Here is a 17,369-nt window from a genome sequence, read left to right on the forward strand (position 1 = left end):
CTACCTCTTTTACAATTGAATTGTTGTCTCTTAAGCTGTCTGCTTTTTCGCATGCATTTCATTTACTTTTCTTGTGATTTCTTCCATCTTCTCACCTTTTAAAGTGTAGTATTTTTTGTAAATACCAAAGCTTGCACATGCAAGAATGATTGGAATCACAAGCATTAACACGCGAATACCCATTACGGTCGCTGCGCTCTGAGTTACCGCTTTTGCGTTGTATCCTACAATCTGAAGACCAATTCCTGTTAATCCACCTGCTACTGCCGTAGCTGCCTTCATAAGAAATGTCTGTGCAGAGCATGTTACGCTTTCATTTCGTACACCAAATTTTACTTCTCCATAGTCGATAACGTCTGCCATACAGCATGTTGTTACTCCAAGTGAAAGACCTGATCCGAAGAAAAGCAGTGCACAACATACAACAACTAATACATTACTCTGTGGTGCTACATATCCTGCTGCACCGAGCAGTACAAATCCAGCAATTGGAAGTCCACATGCAAATGCGTATACCTTTTCACGGCTAATTTTTGCTGCGATTTTTGGGAAGCATAAAAGTCCTGCCATCTCAGCAATAATTGCAAATCCAAAGATAGAATACAGATATTCATCGTGGCATACACATTTGAAATAATACACAGCAAAGCTTTTTGCAATCTGTGTACAAAGGTTAAATGTCAAAAGTAATCCGATAAATGCAAGCAACTGATCATTTTTTACAATTACATGAAATGCCTGTTTCAGACTTGTCTTTTCTGCTGATATACCTACTGTTGATTCCTCTTTTACATTAAATACAGTAATTCCGATTGTAACGATGAAAATAACTGCGATAATAATTGCAAAAAGTGTATATCCTTTTTCTGCGTAGAGATTGCTCTCGCCTGCTGCTTTATTCAGGTAATTGATAATATAAAGCCCAAATGTTGCTACTGAAAATCCTGCAAGACTTGCGAAAAATCTTGGAATTACGGAAACTTTCTCACGTTCACGCGGGTCATTTGTCAGGTTAGGAAGCCATGACCAGTAAGGTACATCCATGATCGTATAAGTCATTCCATATAAAATGTACATAACGGATACATATACGTACAAGGCTGTTCCTGACAGGTTAAAACTGTGGAATAACAAAACAAATACAACTGAATTTACCAATGTTCCGATTACAAGCCAGATTCTGAATTTACCAAAACGTGTATGTGTATTGTCAACGATCATTCCCATCATCGGGTCATTGATCGCATCCCATATTCTTGCTACCAAAAACAGTACGCCGACAAATGCCGGTGCCAGATACAAAGTATCTGTAAAATAAAGCATTAAAAATGCTCCTACTAAATTGCAAATCGCATCTTTGCCGATTGCTCCAATTCCAAAACATAATTTTTCTCTTGTAGACGCATATTTATATTGCGGATTTTTCTGAGTATCTTTTTGATTTTCCATGATTCTCCTCCTCTAATACTCCTTTGTTTATTTGATATCTGAGTGAAGAAACCTGTGCACTTGTTCCTTATATCTGCTGATACAAGTATAGCGTACAAAAAAAGACATCCGTTATACCTTTTTGTTAAGTATTATATCTCAAATGTTAGGTATCGGATGTCTTTTTCAACATTTCGTCTATTCTTTTTCGACTTCTCCTACATAAATTTTTTTATGTTCCTTGTATTCTTTCAGTTCGTTTTGTGCACTGATCAATTGTTCTCGGGCAGCCTTTCTGTTATCATTACGATATTGGGTCGGCGTCATTCCCATTTTCTGTTTAAATACTTTGCCGAAAGCAAGTGAATTGCGATAACCACAAGAAACTGCGATTTCCTCCACAGAGAGATCTGTAAGTGTGAGCTGCTCCTTTCCTCTGGAAATTCGAAATTTCGTCAAAAAATCCTTCGGCGAGATTCCAAGACTGTTCTTAAATATTGTATATAAATAACTTCGGTTAAGTGCCAGATAATCAGCTATATCTTCCACTGTGATTTTCTGTGAATAGTAATTCTTTATATAGGCAATTGCTTCCTGTACATGTATACTTTCTTTTGTATCATCCGCATATTGCTGAATTTCAATCCCGCGAGCCAGCACGGAGAAAAACTGATACAATTTTCCCTGGAGATAATAAAGATTTTCTGCAGTTGAACTCGTATGATGAAGCATTTCAAATACAATTTCTTTCAGTTCTTCTCCATATTCGCACTCGCATGTAAGCTGACGACTGTTCAGTCCGAGATCTCTGACAAATCTCTGTGCCTCCGTACCACCAAATCCTACCCAAAGGTAAGACCATGGGTCCGTTTTATCTGCCTGATAAAAGGTTAGACTCTCCGGTTCAATCAGAAAGGCTTGCCCTTCTTTCAGCTGATACTTCGTTTCGCCGACCTGATAGATTCCTTTGCCCTTTATTACATAATGCAAAATATAATTGGGTCTTGTGGCCGGTCCGTAGCTATGTAAGGGTTCACATTCTGCAAATCCGCAGAAACACAAATGAAAATCTTTAAACTTTGGTTTTAATAGTTGTAATACGTAAGAATCTTCCATAATCTGCATCCTCTCTTAATCCCTAAGATCACAAGCACTTTCCAGTCATGCTTACTTTTGCTGTTACTCACTCAACAATAGTTAGTTTAACCATTTTCCTTATTCTATCACAGTATCGTGTTATTCTTCCATTAGTTTTCAAACCAAGTATAAAAACGAAAAAAAACTTGCAAATCCCCCTTCTTTCCGTTAATCAGATATTTTTTCTCCTACTACATATTTAGCATAGACTTCTCGTTCGTCCGCCAAATAAATCATTCGTTCTAACCGCTGCTCCACATTCATTTCCTGTGGATGGATTAAGCGTTTATCATCGAGCACTACGGCATCCATTTCGTACTCTGCTTCGAAACTTCCTACTTTACCAAAAAACTCTCCGCCGCCCTTTGTAGCCATGTAAAATACTTCAGGCATAGTTAATGGGGACAGTTTTTCATCTTTCAATCTCCAGCGTAGTTTTGAAGCCTGAATGGCATACCGCATAGCAACAAACATATTTTCAGTAGATCCGGCAGCAATATCACTTCCTAATCCTACATGCATTCCTTCTTCCAAATATTGTCTGACAGGTGCAACTCCTGAGGATAAATTTGTATTAGATTCCGGACAATGTGCGATAAACACACCATTCTCCTTCATTCTTTTAATTTCTTTTTCGTCTGAGTGTACGCAATGAGCCATAATTGTCTTGCTGTCTCTTCCAAACAATCCAAACTGATCATATGCGTCTCCATAAAATTCTGATTTTGGACACAATTCCTGTACCCATGAAATTTCGCCATAATTTTCTGAAAGATGAGACTGCACCGGAATCTGATATTTTTCTTGAATATCTTTCAGTTTACACATCAGTTCATCTGTACAGCTTGGTATAAATCGAGGAGTCAAAATAGGTTTTGTATGTTGGTACTGTTTCTTTTGTACTTCTTCAAGCCAAGAGATTGTTTCGTTTACACTTTCTTCTGTTTCTTCTCTCAGATAATCCGGTGAATTGCGATCCATGTTCACTTTACCAACCATCGTAGCAAGCCCGGATTTTTCAAGCATATCCATCAATAAAATAGTTGATTCTTTATGAATCGTTGCAAATATACATGCTCTTGTTGTTGCGCTTTTCTTCAGATTATCTACAAACATCTGATAAGCTTTTCGGGCATAGATGATGTCTTTATATTTTGACTCCTCTGGAAAAGTATTTGTCTCCAGCCAGTCTAAAAGCTCCATATCCATACCTAATCCACGGAAAGCATATTGTGGTGCATGTACATGTAAATCTACAAATCCAGGAACAATGATTCTGTTCCCATAATCTTCTACCAATATTCCTTCATATTCTTCCGGAAGTGTTGGATATACTCCTTTAATTTGATTTGCTTCATATACAAGATATCCATTTTCACAAATCTTTAATTTTTTCGAGGATTCAGAATATACAATCTGACCTTTTAAAGCTTTAATCTCTTTCTTTTTATTCATAATTTGTCAAACCTCCTATCACAAAGTTCTTTTTAGGCAAACAAAAAAGAGTCACCACATAGAACTTATGTAGTCAACTCTTTACGGTAGTTGGTAGAAACACTGGACCAATCTCCAGCATATACATAATAATATTAATCGACTGATTCAATATGGATTATAATATTTTTATATATGATTGTCTATTGACTTTATATTAAAAAAACACAATTATTTTTTGTGTATATTGCATATTCAATTTATCAGAAAATGTTGATTGATCATAACAACATTTGCATTTTGTGTTTTGAAGATATAAAATAAATCTCTATAGAAGGAGAATAAGACAATGTCAAAAGATGAATATTTAATTACAGATGCGCCTCTTAAAGCGCTGACTGTTTTTGCAATGCCTATGATTCTAGGCAGTTTTTTTCAACAAGTATATAATATGGCTGATTCTATTATTGTTGGTCAGTTTGTAGGCTCATCTGCACTTGCTGCAGTTGGTGCCTGCGCCGCACTTACGAATGTATTCATTTGTGTAGCATTGGGTGCAGGTGTAGGTGCAGGGGTTCTTGTAAGCCGTTATTTTGGTGCCCGGGATTATAGCAAAATGAAAACGATTGTGTCGACATCATTAATTAGTTTTCTGATTCTAAGTATACTTCTGGGTCTGTTTGGATTTTGCTTTTCCCATCCAATGATGAGTTTATTACAGACACCTGCTGATATATTGGATGAAGCGGTACTGTACCTTCGAGTTTATTTTGTGGGATTTCCGTTTCTGTTTATGTACAATATCCTTTCAACGATGTTCACTTCAATCGGCGAATCAAAGATTCCGTTAGGTCTTTTAATATTTTCTTCGGTTTTAAATATATTTATGGACCTTTGGATGGTGGCTGGACTTGGTCTTGGTGTGTTTGGTGCAGCCCTTGCGACTCTTATTGCACAAGGAATTTCTGCAGTATTTTCACTTTTGATTTTCTTTAGTCGGATGCGCCGATATAAAAGTCACTTTAGCTGGTTTGACGGGCAGGAGTTACGCTCAATGCTTCGAATTGCTGTACCTTCGGTTCTTCAGCAGTCTACAGTGTCAATTGGGATGATGATTGTACAGGCGGTTGTAAATCCATTTGGTACACAGGCACTAGCGGGTTATTCGGCAACGATGAGAGTAGAGAATGTATTTTCACTGATATTTGTATCTATTGGAAATGCAATTTCGCCGTATGTTTCTCAAAATCTTGGTGCAAAGAAAATCGAACGTATCAAAAAAGGATATCATGCTGCACTGGTGTTAGATTTATGTTTTGCAGTTCTTGCTTTTATAGTTATTGAGACATTGCATACGCAAATTTCTTCGTTATTCTTAGGAAAAGACGGAACTGCTTTAGCTTATCAGGTATCAGGGGATTATATGAGATGGCTAGGCTACTTTTTCATTTTCATGGGTATCAAGATGGCAACAGATGGAGTCCTTCGTGGGCTTGGAATCATGCGGCCATTTCTTATTGCAAATATGGTAAATCTTGCAATAAGATTGTCAGTTGCCTTAATCTGTGCCCCTCGTTTTGGTATTGCATTTGTCTGGCTTGCTGTACCGGCTGGATGGCTCGCAAACTTTTTGATTTCTTATGCGGCACTCAGAAAATCATGGCCGACTGATAAGGTGGATTCAATTTGATATATAATTTGACAAAACAGCCGTTTCTCTATAATTGACTGCGGGGATTTCTCTGATTATTTATAAAAACTATTATTGAAAAAATGAAGTGTTTCTCAGTATAATATTCTGTATTGGGGAATGTTAGTTAAAAGTATATAAGTAATTGGAGGTTGTTATGGATCAAACACATTTAAAGAGAGCAGGTACAGTTGCAACGGTTATTTTAGGAAATATTCTCTATGCCTTTGTAATCAGACTTTTTCTTTTGCCGGGGAATCTGATGACAGGAGGAACAACCGGTATCGGTCTGGTAGTGAAGCATTTTACAGGAGCATCAATTTCTGGGTTTGTTTTAGTGTTTAATATTGTGATGTTACTAGTTGGATGGACGCTTCTTGGCAAGAAATTTGCACTGACAACAGTTATCAGTTCTTTTACTTATCCAATCGCATTGGAAGCGGCCAATCATATTTTCGGTGATCTGGTGATTACGACTGATCCAATGCTGAATACCATATTTGCCGGACTTGGAATCGGGATTGGTCTGGGGATTGTGATTCGAACGGGAGCTTCTACAGGAGGTATGGATATTCCGCCGTTGGTATTGAATAAGTATTTTCGAATTCCTGTGTCGCTTAGTCTGAATGTATTTGATATATTGATTTTGGTTCTGCAGATTGTATATAATCCTCCAGAGCGTGTTTTATATGGTGTGTTACTGGTTATGATCTATACGACAGTGTTGGACAAAGTATTGATGATGGGAAATACTAAGACAGAAGTGAAGATTATTAGTAGTCAGGTGGAAGAAATACGTCAGGCGATTCTTGCGCAGGTAGACAGAGGTGTGACGATGTTGTATGGTGAAGGCGGATATCGGCAGGAACAAACACAGATTGTGTTGAGTATTGTATCTAATCGTGAGCTTCCACAGGTTGAGAGGTTAATCAGACATATTGATCCAGAGGCTTTTATGATTGTCAGTAGAGTTACAGAAGTACGTGGAAGAGGGTTCTCATTGAGTAAACATTACGGAGAAGAGGAAGCGTGATGAATATAGAGGCATCTTGGATGGCAATTAAATAAACTTCCGCCAGGCTGGAATTTTATTTTTCACCAGACATTATATGGCTGTGGAGCGTGTTTTTAGTTCCAACAACTCATGCATATATACCATTAATATAAGCAGAATCAATAAATATAAAGGTAACAATCGGATCGATATATGGTTAGCGATTAAACCAAATAATGGAGGCATGAGACATGTTCCAATATAGGCACTTGCCATCTGTACTCCAATAATTGCCTGTGAGCGGTCTGCTCCAAAATGCTCCGGTGTAGAATGAATAACACATGGATATATCGGTGCACAGCCTAATCCAATTAACGAAAATCCAATCAGCGAAACCGCTTGTCCAAAAGGAAGAAACATTATAATAATACCAATCAAAATAATAGTCTGTCCTATACGAATCATCTGTCTGTCTTTCAATCTCATTGCAATAAATCCATTGATTCCACGACCAATAGTAATACCGATGCAAAACATACCAGCAAAGGAAGCAGCTGTTTTGGCATCTACATCTTTTGCCAGATTCAAATAGCTGCTTGCCCAAAGCATAGTTGTCTGTTCAATTGCACAATAGCAAAAGAAGCAGAGCATGATTGCCCTGGCACCTGGAATTGCAAGAATTTCTTTCAGTGATAGAGCTCTTCCGACAGTGTCGTTTCCCGATATAGTATTTTGCTTTTTCCATTTTGGAAGACTAAATATCAAAGCAGCTGTCAGTATGATCTGCAAGACTGAAATAATTCGATAGCCCGTATTCCATGTGGTTCCGCCAGTAAGTGCAGCGCCCATAATGTATGGACCGAGTGTTGCACCAATTCCCCACATGCAATGCAGCCAGCTCATATGTTTGCTGGCATAATGCAGTGCAACGTAATTATTTAAAGAAGAGTCTACACTGCCGGCACCAAGACCATAAGGAATTGCCCATAGGCACAATAAAATAAAACTGTGACTGACAGAAAATCCCCACAGAGCAAGTGCTGTGATTCCGACGCTTACAGCCGTAACTTTCCCAGTTCCAAATTTTCTTGTGAGGCGGTCACTTTGTAAGCTGGAAATAATAGTTCCCAATGCGATAATCATGGAAATGATTCCGGCGTAGGACACCGGCACCTGAAATTCAGGATACATATTTGGCCATGCTGCACCAAGAAGGGCATCCGGAAGTCCAAGACTAATAAATGAAAGATAAATAATTCCTAATAAAAAGCTCATGTTTCATTCTCCTAATTTTTTTATACGCTATATTATATAGTTGCAATATAAGAATTTCAATTTTAAAATTGCCAGATAGTTGATTGCTTTTTAGAGCCAGTTAGGGACGGGGTTTACTGGCTCTTTTCGGAGCCGATTAATAAAACCGGTGTGGGATTTGATATGCTCCCGCACCGGCTTTTCCTATTCTGAAAATTTATCCTTGTAATGAATGTGCATATCCTCCCAGTCCATAAACAGAACATAAAATACTCGTCCGTATTGCTGACTCTCCACAATTCTTCCATGGTCGAGTACAGAAAGATAAGAACCATCAGCTTTTCGAAGATGGAAGTGAATATAGTCATTTTCATTGCCACTGTCAATTTGTTTCCAGATGCTGGATTCTATCTGTTGTTGCTCATCTTCACGGATCAGATTGCGAAACCTCTTTTTTGTGAGTTTAAAGAATTCATCAATATTTTTATAACCAGCCATATGAAGGAATTCATGGTTTGCATAAAATAGTTCATCGTCTTTTTTATCCGCTTTGTATATGATAAATGCACCCGGAAGATGTTCGGCGATGTCTTTAAATGCAAAGCCAAGCTGTTTTCGGACTCCTGATTGAAGTTCTTCTCTGTAAGCCATACATCCATTTTTTCCATGAAGTTTTATCCCATAAAGAGCGGCATCTGCACAGCGCATGAGTTGTGCGTAGTTGGATGCAAATGTTGGATATTCCGCATATCCGAGAGAAATATAAAATGGATATTCTTTTCCTTTGTATGAGAATGTTTTTGGAATTTTGGTGAATTTCTGAAATAGTTCTTCTGCTTTTTTAAAGGTATAATTTGGCAGAAGGACGCAGAATTCATCACCACCATTTCTTCCAAGTAATACATCATGTGGGAAAAAAGCTTTCATGCTATCTGCCAGGCTTTTTAATGCTCTATCCCCATAAACATGTCCATAGATATCATTGATAAACTTAAAATCATCGATATCAAGGAGTGCGGCTATAAAATATTCTTTCGGATTTTTGCTTATCATCTCTTTTGCCAATTCATCAAATCCATAACGATTGTGGATATTGGTAAGAAAATCCGTGTGAGCCAGTCTTTGAAATTTATTTTTATTCTCTTTCGATACTAACCACACCCGTGTAAGTCCAGATAAAAGTAAGAGGATAAAAGTAAAAAATCCAATAATTATTGCTATTAATGTAGTATTTCTCCATCCGTTTTCAGGAGTTACTTCAAAAATCCACTTCTCTTCACCTATTGTAAAACTATAAGAAACAGGATGAAGCATTTCACCATCCGATTGCTCAATAATTGTATAAGTATCGCTCCAAGGTGTGTCTGTTTTTGAAAGTCTGTATTCATATCCAAAATTTGAAATCGCATCAATTGAGTCTGAAAAAATATCAGGAATACGGAGGATAACAATGGTAAATCCCCAGAAGTATTCTTGTCCATTTTCATCTTTCAGGTAGACTGGATTGCGGACAGCAATTCCCATGCCTCCCTGTTTCAATTCGAAGGGACCTTGAGTAATGATTGTATGATGGTCTCTTGCGTAACAGGAAATTTCTTTGCGGTCTTTATCATGGAGCAGATCAATTTTACCTGCTTCATTTCCATTGGCAGGATAAATATCTGTCACAATGCCATCTGGAGCAAGCTGTATGCTTGCAATAGAGTCAGATATGATATTCTCTGCAATTGTGTCAAAGTGGTTGATTTCACCATCTTCACTGATCAAAATTTGTTCCAGTGTATTGGTAATCTCAATTCCGGTTATAATTTCGTTTTTTATACGTTCACCATAGGTTGCGGCATTAAATTGTGCAGTTGTGTGTCTCTCTGCTTTTTCATGGGTGTCTGTTTTGTATACAATTAAACCAACCAGGCACATACCCAGTAAAAAAATGATAAGAGGCACAAGTGTTTTTTTCTTCACTTAGTTCACCTCGTATTATAAATAGAATTTTTATAATGCTTTAGTATAGCATAGAAATGTAAAAACAAAATGTATTTTAGAGAAAACATAAAAAATTTTATGTTAAAAAGATACATCAGATAATTTGGCAAGTGATACTTTACAAATTTAACGTAACAATGTACAATAATAGCGAATTTGAAACATGTCATTTTTAGCAGGTGATATCATGAAAATAACTTATATTAATCATAGTGGCTTTTTGGTTGAGACTAAAGATTGCTACTATATCTTTGACTATTACAAGGGTGAATTGCCGTTTCTCGATAAAAAGAAAGAAGTGATTGTCTTTTGCAGTCACTTTCACGAGGATCATTTTAACCCGAAAATCTTCGAGATCCTTGATGAAATGGGGATGACCTATCAGGCTGTTTTATCGAAAGATATACGCAAGAAGAATAAGCGGTCGGATATGAAAATTACATATGCTTATCACGATAAAGCATATACGTTGGATAATGATACCGAAGTTGATACATTGCTTTCAAATGATAGCGGTGTTGCATTTATTGTCAAAACAAGAGAAGGAACGATTTACCACGCCGGTGATTTAAATGACTGGTATTGGGAGGGTGATCCGGAGACGGATAATCAGAGGCTTACATCGGCATATCGTGCAGAAATTAGAAAAATTAAGGGGATGCATTTTGATGTTGCGTTCGTTCCGCTTGATCCAAGACAAGAAGGTCACTATGCTGATGGGATTCTATATTTTCTTGAAAATGTAGATTGCAATGCCATTTTTCCAATGCACTATTGGGGTGATGCCAGTGTAATAAAGCGGTTTATTACTGAACACCCACAATATAAGTCACGTATTAAAAACACAGAATGTACAAAAGGAGAAGCATTATGAATTTTAAAATGGTCCATGAAAATTATAACGTATCAGATTTAGACAAATCTATTAAATTCTATAACGAAGCCCTCGATTTACATGAAGTAAGACGAAAGACTACAGATGATTTTATTATTGTATATTTGAGCAATGATGTCAGCGATTTTGAGCTGGAACTTACTTGGCTGAAAGAACATCCACAGCCATATGATCTGGGCGAATGTGAATTCCATCTGGCATTTCGAGCAGATGATTATGAGGCTGCTTATAAAAAGCACAAAGAGATGGGATGCATTTGTTTTGAAAATGAAGCGATGGGAATTTATTTCATCGAAGATCCGGATGGATACTGGCTTGAGATTCTGCCGTAAATCTGCTTACAGCAAATAGAAAAGAGACACAACAGCGGGTATTGCTTTCAACATGAAAGGATGATTCAGCATGATTAAGACAACAGTAAAGGTTTCTGGTATGGCTTGCACTATGTGTGAAGCTCATATTAACGAAGCAATCCGAGGCGCATTTTCGGTGAAAAAAGTAAAATCAAACCATTCTAAAGGGGAAACAATCATTTTATCCGAAGAGCCTTTAGATGAAGCTGCAATTCGGAGAACGATTGAAGCTACGGGTTATACTATAGGCGAAATTACAAGTCAGCCTGTTGAGAAGACAGTTGGCATTTTTGATTTTATAAGAAAAAAATTGTAAATTGTTTGTTATGGACAGGACGAAAAGCCTTGATTTACAAGGAGTTCGGGCCTGTCTTTTCTATTTTAGGTGAAAATATAGCGAATTGACAACATAGTATATATCGGGTACTATTAAATAACGCAATGCGTTATTTTGCAGGAGAGTTTAATCATGAGTAGAGGAAAAGAAGTAAAAAAATTAAGAGAAAAAATGGGAATGAACAGACGTGAATTTAGTGACTACTATGGTATTCCGTATCGTACTGTTCAAGATTGGGAAGCAGAGAAAAGAGAACTTCCGGATTATTTACTGCGATTGTTGAAATACAGAGCGGAAATAGAGCGTCGAATCAATAGTGAAGATAATTAAAAAGTGGTACTGATGATTTCTAGTCCAAGAATTAGTTCAAAGAAGGGTTATCAGGTATTATAGTATTCTTTGTATATTTTTTTATCATAAACATAACGCAATGCGTCATACTGGAAAGGAGGATATTTAGTGGATAAGAAAATAAGTGTAATATCAGATTTGGATGGAAAGAAAATTGTTGTAATCAGTGATATTCGTTTTAAAGGAAAGAGGAATATCAATTGGGAAGAAGTTGAGCAGTATTTAAAAGAATACATAGGAGATTGCTATGAAGTAGTCGAAACCTCGGATCAAGTCTATATTGGTTCAGATTTTCCAGGAGAATTAAAAGGATCTGGAGATACCAAAAGATTATATGGAGCGAATGCGAAAGCAAAGGCTAATGCTACTCAGGGAATTCCTATGCTTCTTCAATGTGCTACGAATAAACGATGGCAGGAAAACTTTAAAGGAAAGCATAATGTTGATGCAAAGTTTGGCTGGTATAGATTTACGACAAGGTTTGCACTTCCAGTATATAACAATGATACTGGAGATCTTGAACGGTTTAATATATTCAGGATAGAAATGTTGATACGACATGCTGCAGACGGAAATTTATATCTGTATGACATGGTGAACATAAAAAAAGAAACGAGCACCCCGCTTGAGCAATAGCTGTACGGTAACAAACCCATTTCTTGATTATATGATACATTGAACAGTATTAAATGTCAACGAAAAAAGCATAAGAAATCTCAATGAAAAACTAGCTCAGCTATTCATCGGAAAGACCATAGAAAAGACAGGTTCAGATACACTGATTACCCTCAGTGCATCCGGACCTGTTTTTTTGTTGCTATCGTTTCTTTCAGTTACCTTTGCCACGCTTGCTTCCGGGGGATTTCAGCATATCGGATTTTCGAAGAATGCCCATCAAAGTGACAAATTCATCTTTGGTGAGTGTTTGCTATATTTGATTCCTAATGTTTTAGGAACATGGCAACTTGGACTTCTTCAGTAGCGAAAGAAAACAGTTAGGGTAAAACTGCTCAATCCGCACACTTTATTCTCACAGACAAAGGTATGTATGATATAATTTGAGTTAATATGTTAAATGATAATGTTGAAATTACAAATGATTACAGTGGAGGTGATTCAGATGGTAGTAAAAGCAAATCACGATATTTCTTTAGGTTTAGATACGGCTTTTATTAATTCAGCAATCAACTCAAATTTGGCATATGATAAAGAAGCAAAAGAATTCTACTTTTTAGGTAAAATCTTTGCAAAGGGATTTCCAACTCCTATTAAAATGGAAAAAACAAAGGACGATGCATTTGAGATCAATTATACTTTGGATGTACCGGTTCGAGATGACATTTATGAATATATGACAAGTTAGGAGTTTATTTATGAAAACAATTAAAGTAGTTGCAGCAATTATCTGTGATGATATAAAAGAGAAGAATAAAATTTTCGCAACAGCTCGAGGCTACGGAGATCTGAAAGGTGGCTGGGAGTTCCCCGGCGGAAAGGTTGAGATTGGAGAAACCTCACAGGAAGCATTGAAACGAGAAATTATGGAAGAACTGGATACAGAAATCAAAGTTGGCGAATTGATTGATACGATAGAATATGATTATCCAACATTTCATCTTTCTATGGATTGCTTCTGGGCTGAAGTTGTCGCAGGACATCTGGAACTGAAAGAAGCGGAAGCAGCAAAATGGCTTACCAAGGCTCAATTAGATAGCGTAGCCTGGTTACCGGCGGATGTTACGTTAATTGATAAAATACGAAGTGAAATGTGATTTTGCAACATGATTTCAGACGCATAAAGAAAAGATATTATAGAGGAGTCATTATGGAAGTTACAGTGATTAAATCAAATAGAAAAACGATAGCAATTCAGGTAGACTTTAATCAAAATGTCACTGTAAGAGCCCCATATAGTGTTTCGGAAAAATACATTGAAGAATTTCTAAAAAAGAATGAGGCTTGGATTAATAAAAAACTTGAAGAAATAGCGGAAAAGAAGAAACATATTAAACCGAAAGCATCGGAAAAAATAACGTTTGAACAAATAAGGGAGCTTGCAGATAAAGCTTGTGTGACAATTCCAGCGAGAGTAGAATATTTTGCAAAAATAATTGGAGTTACTTATGGAAGGATAACCATCAGAAATCAGAAGACAAGATGGGGGAGTTGTAGCAGCAAGGGTAATTTGAATTTTAACTGTCTGTTGATGTTAGCTCCTCCGGAAGTTTTAGATTATGTTGTAGTTCACGAATTGTGTCACAGAAAACAAATGAATCATTCGAAAGCATTTTGGGCAGAAGTAGAGAAGGTATGTCCGGACTATAAAGCTGCAAAAAAGTGGCTTAAAGAAGAAGGAAGTCAGCTCATTTGAGAAGAAGTTGTGGTAAAATATAGAAAAAGACCTTGTATGTTCGACTTGAATAAGCAAAGGAGGGATTCTATGAAAAAGAAGGTGGAAGCATTTTTAATAGCCGTGATGCTGGTGATGATGACAGCCGGATGTGGCAATAGCTCAAAGATGGCCGTGGAAGATCGTGCAACTGTAAGTTCGGGCGCAGAATTGGATGGCGAATATAGTTGGGATACGGATGAGACGGCAGACACGGGCGTCACTTCAGAGAATGGGTTGGAAGCGCAAGTAGAAAATGGACGAAAATTGATTCGAACAGTTTCTTTATCTTTGGAGACGAAGGAATTTGATTCTGTTCTTACTAACCTAAGCACAAAGACTACAGAGTTGGGCGGTTATATCGAGACATCTTCTGTTAATGGCAATAGTTATTCCCATCATTCAACTCGATATGCAAGTTATGTTATCCGAATTCCCGCGGATAAGTTAAATGAGTTTGTAGAAGTGGTTAGTGAACTGGGAAATGTGACGCAGAAAAATGAATCTGTGGAAGATGTAACACTTCGGTATATAGATGTGGAAAGTCATAAAAAGGCCTTAGAAACCGAACAGGAGCGTTTGTTAGAATTACTTTCTAAGGCAGAGAATATGGAAGAGATTCTAACTATTGAAAGTAAATTATCGGATATTCGTTATGAGATAGAGAACTACGAAAGTCAGCTCAAAACAATGGACAATCAGATTGATTACAGTACAGTGAGTGTGTATATAGACGAAGTGGAACGTGTAACAGATACGGGTGAGAAGGGATTCTTTGAAGAGATCAAAGAACGATTTGGAAATAGTTTATATATAGTGGCACGAGGAATAAGAGGTCTTGTTATTGGAATTCTTGGTTCGTTGCCAATTCTCATCGTATGTGGAGGCGTGATTGCAGTTGTTGTGATCGTGGTCAGAAAGATATTAAAGAAAAGAAACATGAGAAAAGAAGATAGAACACAAAATAATGATATAGAAAAAATATAAAAGTAAAAATGTAGAAAAGGAACAAGATATTAAAATGGACTCGATACTATATGAAAATTATTTAAACATTCTTAAACAGGAACTTGTGCCTGCACTAGGATGTACGGAGCCGATAGCAATTGCTTACACAGCAGCAAAAGCACATCAGGTTCTTGGAGAATTTCCGGATTCTGTGGAGATGAAACTAAGTGGAAATATTATTAAAAATGTAAAAGGTGTTACTGTCCCGAATTCTGATGGGATGAAAGGAATTGAGGTTGCGGCAGTGCTCGGTATTGTAGGTGGAAATGCAGATAAAACACTTGAGGTTTTGAGTGAGGTTACGGAGGAAGATATTTCCAGAACTCGTGAGTTGATCAACCAGAACATCTGTACATGCTCATTGGTTGAAGGTGTTGATAATCTTTATATTACAGCGAAGCTGATTAAAGGAGAGCATTTTGCTTCTGTAACAATTGAACATCAACACACGAACATTACCAGAATTGAAAAGGATGGAGAGGTGCTCCTGGATAATCCTTATTTATCAGAAAGTGAGACGAGTGTAGATAAATCGAAGCTTACAGTTAAAGATATTTTAGATTTTGCAGACCAGGTTCGTATGGAAGATGTTCAGCCAATCATTGATCGTCAGATTAAATTAAATTCTGCAATAGCACAGGAAGGTCTTGACAATAACTATGGTGCACAGATTGGAAAAACATTGATGCATGTATGGGGAAAAAGTGTTATTACGAGAGCTTGTGCCAGAGCAGCAGCGGGAAGTGATGCACGTATGGGCGGCTGTTCGATGCCGGTTGTCATTAATTCAGGAAGCGGCAATCAGGGAATAACGGTGTCTCTTCCGGTTATCGTATATGCGGATGAGTGGGAAGTATCTCACGAGAAGCTTTGTCGTTCCTTAGTTGTCAGCAATCTGATTGCAATTCATCAGAAATACTATATAGGAAGTCTTTCAGCATACTGTGGTGCAGTCAGTGCAGCATGTGGTGCGGGAGCGGGTATCACATATATGTATGGCGGTACATACCAACAGATTTCATTGACTATTATCAATACACTTGGAAATATTGGAGGAATCGTTTGTGATGGGGCAAAGCCATCCTGTGCCGCGAAGATAGCATCTTCCGTTGATGCTGCACTCATGGCTTTTCAGCTTAGTATCCGGAATAAAAGCTTTCTTCCGGGAGAAGGTATTATCAAAGATGATATCGAGGAGACGATTAAGAGTATGGGATATATCGGGCGAGTTGGTATGCGTGCCACAGACACGGAAATTTTAAATGTTATGATAGATCGTGCTGATATCGATCAGGAATGTTAAAAGAGGAGGAAAATGAGATGAGCACAAACATGAAAGCAAGAAAAAATAGAACAAAAATACAGATGGTACTTACGCTGATAGTAGTATTTTCGGTTATACGACAATTTTTCCTTGGGAATTATCACAACATGTTTCTGGGAATCTTAACGCTGATATTATTCATGGTTCCGCAATTTCTGGATAAGAAATTGAGCGTTACAATACCGGTAGGATTGGAAACAGTTATTTTAATCTTTATATTTTCAGCAGAGATTTTGGGAGAAATTAACGCTTTTTATGTAAAAATTCCGATTTGGGATAGCATTTTACATACTACGAATGGATTTTTAATGGCAGCGATAGGATTTGCGTTAATCGATCTCTTTAACCGAAGCGAGAAATTCTCAATTAAGATGTCACCATATTTCGTTGCATTTTTTGCATTTTGTTTTTCTATGACAGTCGGAGTGTTGTGGGAGTTCTTTGAATTTAGCATGGATCAGTTTTTCGGTTTAGATATGCAGAAAGACTGGATTGTTACAGCAATTAATTCTGTTAAATTAAATCCTACAGGTGCAAATGTTCCGATTCACGTAGATGTTCAATCTGTAGTGATCAATGGGGAGCAGTGGAATCTTGGGGGCTATCTTGATATTGGTCTTATAGATACAATGAAAGACTTGATCGTGAACTTTATTGGGGCGGTTGTTTTCTCTGTTATTGGTATTTTATATTTGAAAAACAGAGAAAGAGGAAAGCTTGCAGCTTCTTTGATCCCACAAGTTAGAAATGAAGACAAAATAGAAGCAGAAGACGAATAAGAGTCTTCTG

At 37.3% G+C, this 17,369-nt stretch carries 18 protein-coding genes and 1 riboswitch; of the genes, 13 read left to right on the plus strand and 5 right to left on the minus strand.

The features are described from left to right. Positions 1-30 precede the first annotated feature (30 nt). From melB to LQE94_RS00490, 3 genes are all read right to left on the minus strand, one after another. The gene (gene melB / locus LQE94_RS00480) at positions 31-1,449 is read right to left on the minus strand and encodes a melibiose:sodium transporter MelB (RefSeq protein ID WP_118725008.1); all 1,419 of its coding nucleotides are present in this window, start codon (positions 1,447-1,449) and stop codon (positions 31-33) included. A 177-nt stretch (positions 1,450-1,626) separates the two neighbouring features. Continuing rightward, positions 1,627-2,544, minus strand: a complete 918-nt coding sequence (locus LQE94_RS00485) for an AraC family transcriptional regulator (protein WP_240576721.1) — start codon at positions 2,542-2,544, stop codon at positions 1,627-1,629. A 189-nt stretch (positions 2,545-2,733) separates the two neighbouring features. Then, a complete protein-coding gene (locus LQE94_RS00490; protein ID WP_240576722.1) occupies positions 2,734-4,020 on the minus strand; it encodes an amidohydrolase family protein in 1,287 nt (428 codons plus the stop codon). 50 nt (positions 4,021-4,070) lie between these two features. Continuing rightward, positions 4,071-4,167, minus strand: a riboswitch (purine riboswitch). 181 nt (positions 4,168-4,348) lie between these two features. On the opposite strand from LQE94_RS00490, the gene LQE94_RS00495 reads away from it, so the two are divergent. Together LQE94_RS00495 and LQE94_RS00500 are read left to right on the plus strand one after the other, a co-directional pair. Next, a complete protein-coding gene (locus tag LQE94_RS00495; RefSeq protein ID WP_118737827.1) occupies positions 4,349-5,689 on the plus strand; it encodes an MATE family efflux transporter in 1,341 nt (446 codons plus the stop codon). A 157-nt stretch (positions 5,690-5,846) separates the two neighbouring features. Next, complete coding sequence (locus tag LQE94_RS00500) at positions 5,847-6,722, plus strand: YitT family protein (protein ID WP_240576723.1); 876 nt, start codon at positions 5,847-5,849, stop codon at positions 6,720-6,722. A gap of 72 nt (positions 6,723-6,794) precedes the next feature. Here the strand turns inward: LQE94_RS00500 and LQE94_RS00505 are convergent, their stop codons facing one another. Together LQE94_RS00505 and LQE94_RS00510 are read right to left on the minus strand one after the other, a co-directional pair. Then, positions 6,795-7,958, minus strand: coding sequence for an MFS transporter (locus tag LQE94_RS00505; protein ID WP_240576724.1), 1,164 nt, complete (start codon positions 7,956-7,958; stop codon positions 6,795-6,797). A 183-nt stretch (positions 7,959-8,141) separates the two neighbouring features. Further along, positions 8,142-9,902 (minus strand): diguanylate cyclase domain-containing protein, encoded by a 1,761-nt coding sequence (locus LQE94_RS00510; RefSeq protein ID WP_240576725.1) that lies wholly within the window; start codon positions 9,900-9,902, stop codon positions 8,142-8,144. Between the two features lie 208 nt (positions 9,903-10,110). Here LQE94_RS00510 and LQE94_RS00515 point away from each other — a divergent pair, with 208 nt between their 5' ends. The 11 genes from LQE94_RS00515 to LQE94_RS00565 all read left to right on the plus strand — a co-directional run bounded on the left by LQE94_RS00515 (position 10,111) and on the right by LQE94_RS00565 (position 17,359). Beyond that, a complete protein-coding gene (locus LQE94_RS00515; protein ID WP_240576726.1) occupies positions 10,111-10,797 on the plus strand; it encodes an MBL fold metallo-hydrolase in 687 nt (228 codons plus the stop codon). Then, entirely contained in the window at positions 10,794-11,150 is a 357-nt protein-coding gene (locus tag LQE94_RS00520; protein WP_240576727.1) for a VOC family protein, read from the plus strand. The genes LQE94_RS00515 and LQE94_RS00520 overlap by 4 nt, the downstream gene beginning before the upstream one ends. Before the next feature lie 70 nt (positions 11,151-11,220). After that, entirely contained in the window at positions 11,221-11,487 is a 267-nt protein-coding gene (locus LQE94_RS00525) for a heavy-metal-associated domain-containing protein (RefSeq protein ID WP_022075194.1), read from the plus strand. A 153-nt stretch (positions 11,488-11,640) separates the two neighbouring features. Beyond that, positions 11,641-11,838: a helix-turn-helix domain-containing protein gene (locus LQE94_RS00530; protein ID WP_021861414.1), complete on the plus strand. Its 198-nt coding sequence runs from the start codon at positions 11,641-11,643 to the stop codon at positions 11,836-11,838. A 129-nt stretch (positions 11,839-11,967) separates the two neighbouring features. After that, complete coding sequence (locus tag LQE94_RS00535; RefSeq protein WP_117537382.1) at positions 11,968-12,495, plus strand: hypothetical protein; 528 nt, start codon at positions 11,968-11,970, stop codon at positions 12,493-12,495. Between the two features lie 484 nt (positions 12,496-12,979). Next, positions 12,980-13,222, plus strand: a complete 243-nt coding sequence (locus LQE94_RS00540) for a DUF3427 domain-containing protein (protein ID WP_240576728.1) — start codon at positions 12,980-12,982, stop codon at positions 13,220-13,222. A 10-nt stretch (positions 13,223-13,232) separates the two neighbouring features. Then, positions 13,233-13,631, plus strand: coding sequence for a (deoxy)nucleoside triphosphate pyrophosphohydrolase (locus LQE94_RS00545; protein WP_240576729.1), 399 nt, complete (start codon positions 13,233-13,235; stop codon positions 13,629-13,631). Between the two features lie 53 nt (positions 13,632-13,684). After that, positions 13,685-14,230, plus strand: a complete 546-nt coding sequence (locus LQE94_RS00550) for a M48 family metallopeptidase (RefSeq protein WP_240576730.1) — start codon at positions 13,685-13,687, stop codon at positions 14,228-14,230. A gap of 69 nt (positions 14,231-14,299) precedes the next feature. Then, a complete protein-coding gene (locus tag LQE94_RS00555; RefSeq protein ID WP_240576731.1) occupies positions 14,300-15,235 on the plus strand; it encodes a DUF4349 domain-containing protein in 936 nt (311 codons plus the stop codon). Positions 15,236-15,269: 34 nt separating this feature from the next. Next, the gene (locus LQE94_RS00560) at positions 15,270-16,559 is read left to right on the plus strand and encodes an L-cysteine desulfidase family protein (protein WP_240576732.1); all 1,290 of its coding nucleotides are present in this window, start codon (positions 15,270-15,272) and stop codon (positions 16,557-16,559) included. 17 nt (positions 16,560-16,576) lie between these two features. Next, entirely contained in the window at positions 16,577-17,359 is a 783-nt protein-coding gene (locus LQE94_RS00565; RefSeq protein ID WP_240576733.1) for a hypothetical protein, read from the plus strand. The last annotated feature ends 10 nt before the right edge of the window (positions 17,360-17,369 follow it).

Source organism: Mediterraneibacter sp. NSJ-151 (genome assembly GCF_022487435.1).
Taxonomy (GTDB): Bacteria; Bacillota; Clostridia; order Lachnospirales; family Lachnospiraceae; genus Schaedlerella; species Schaedlerella hominis.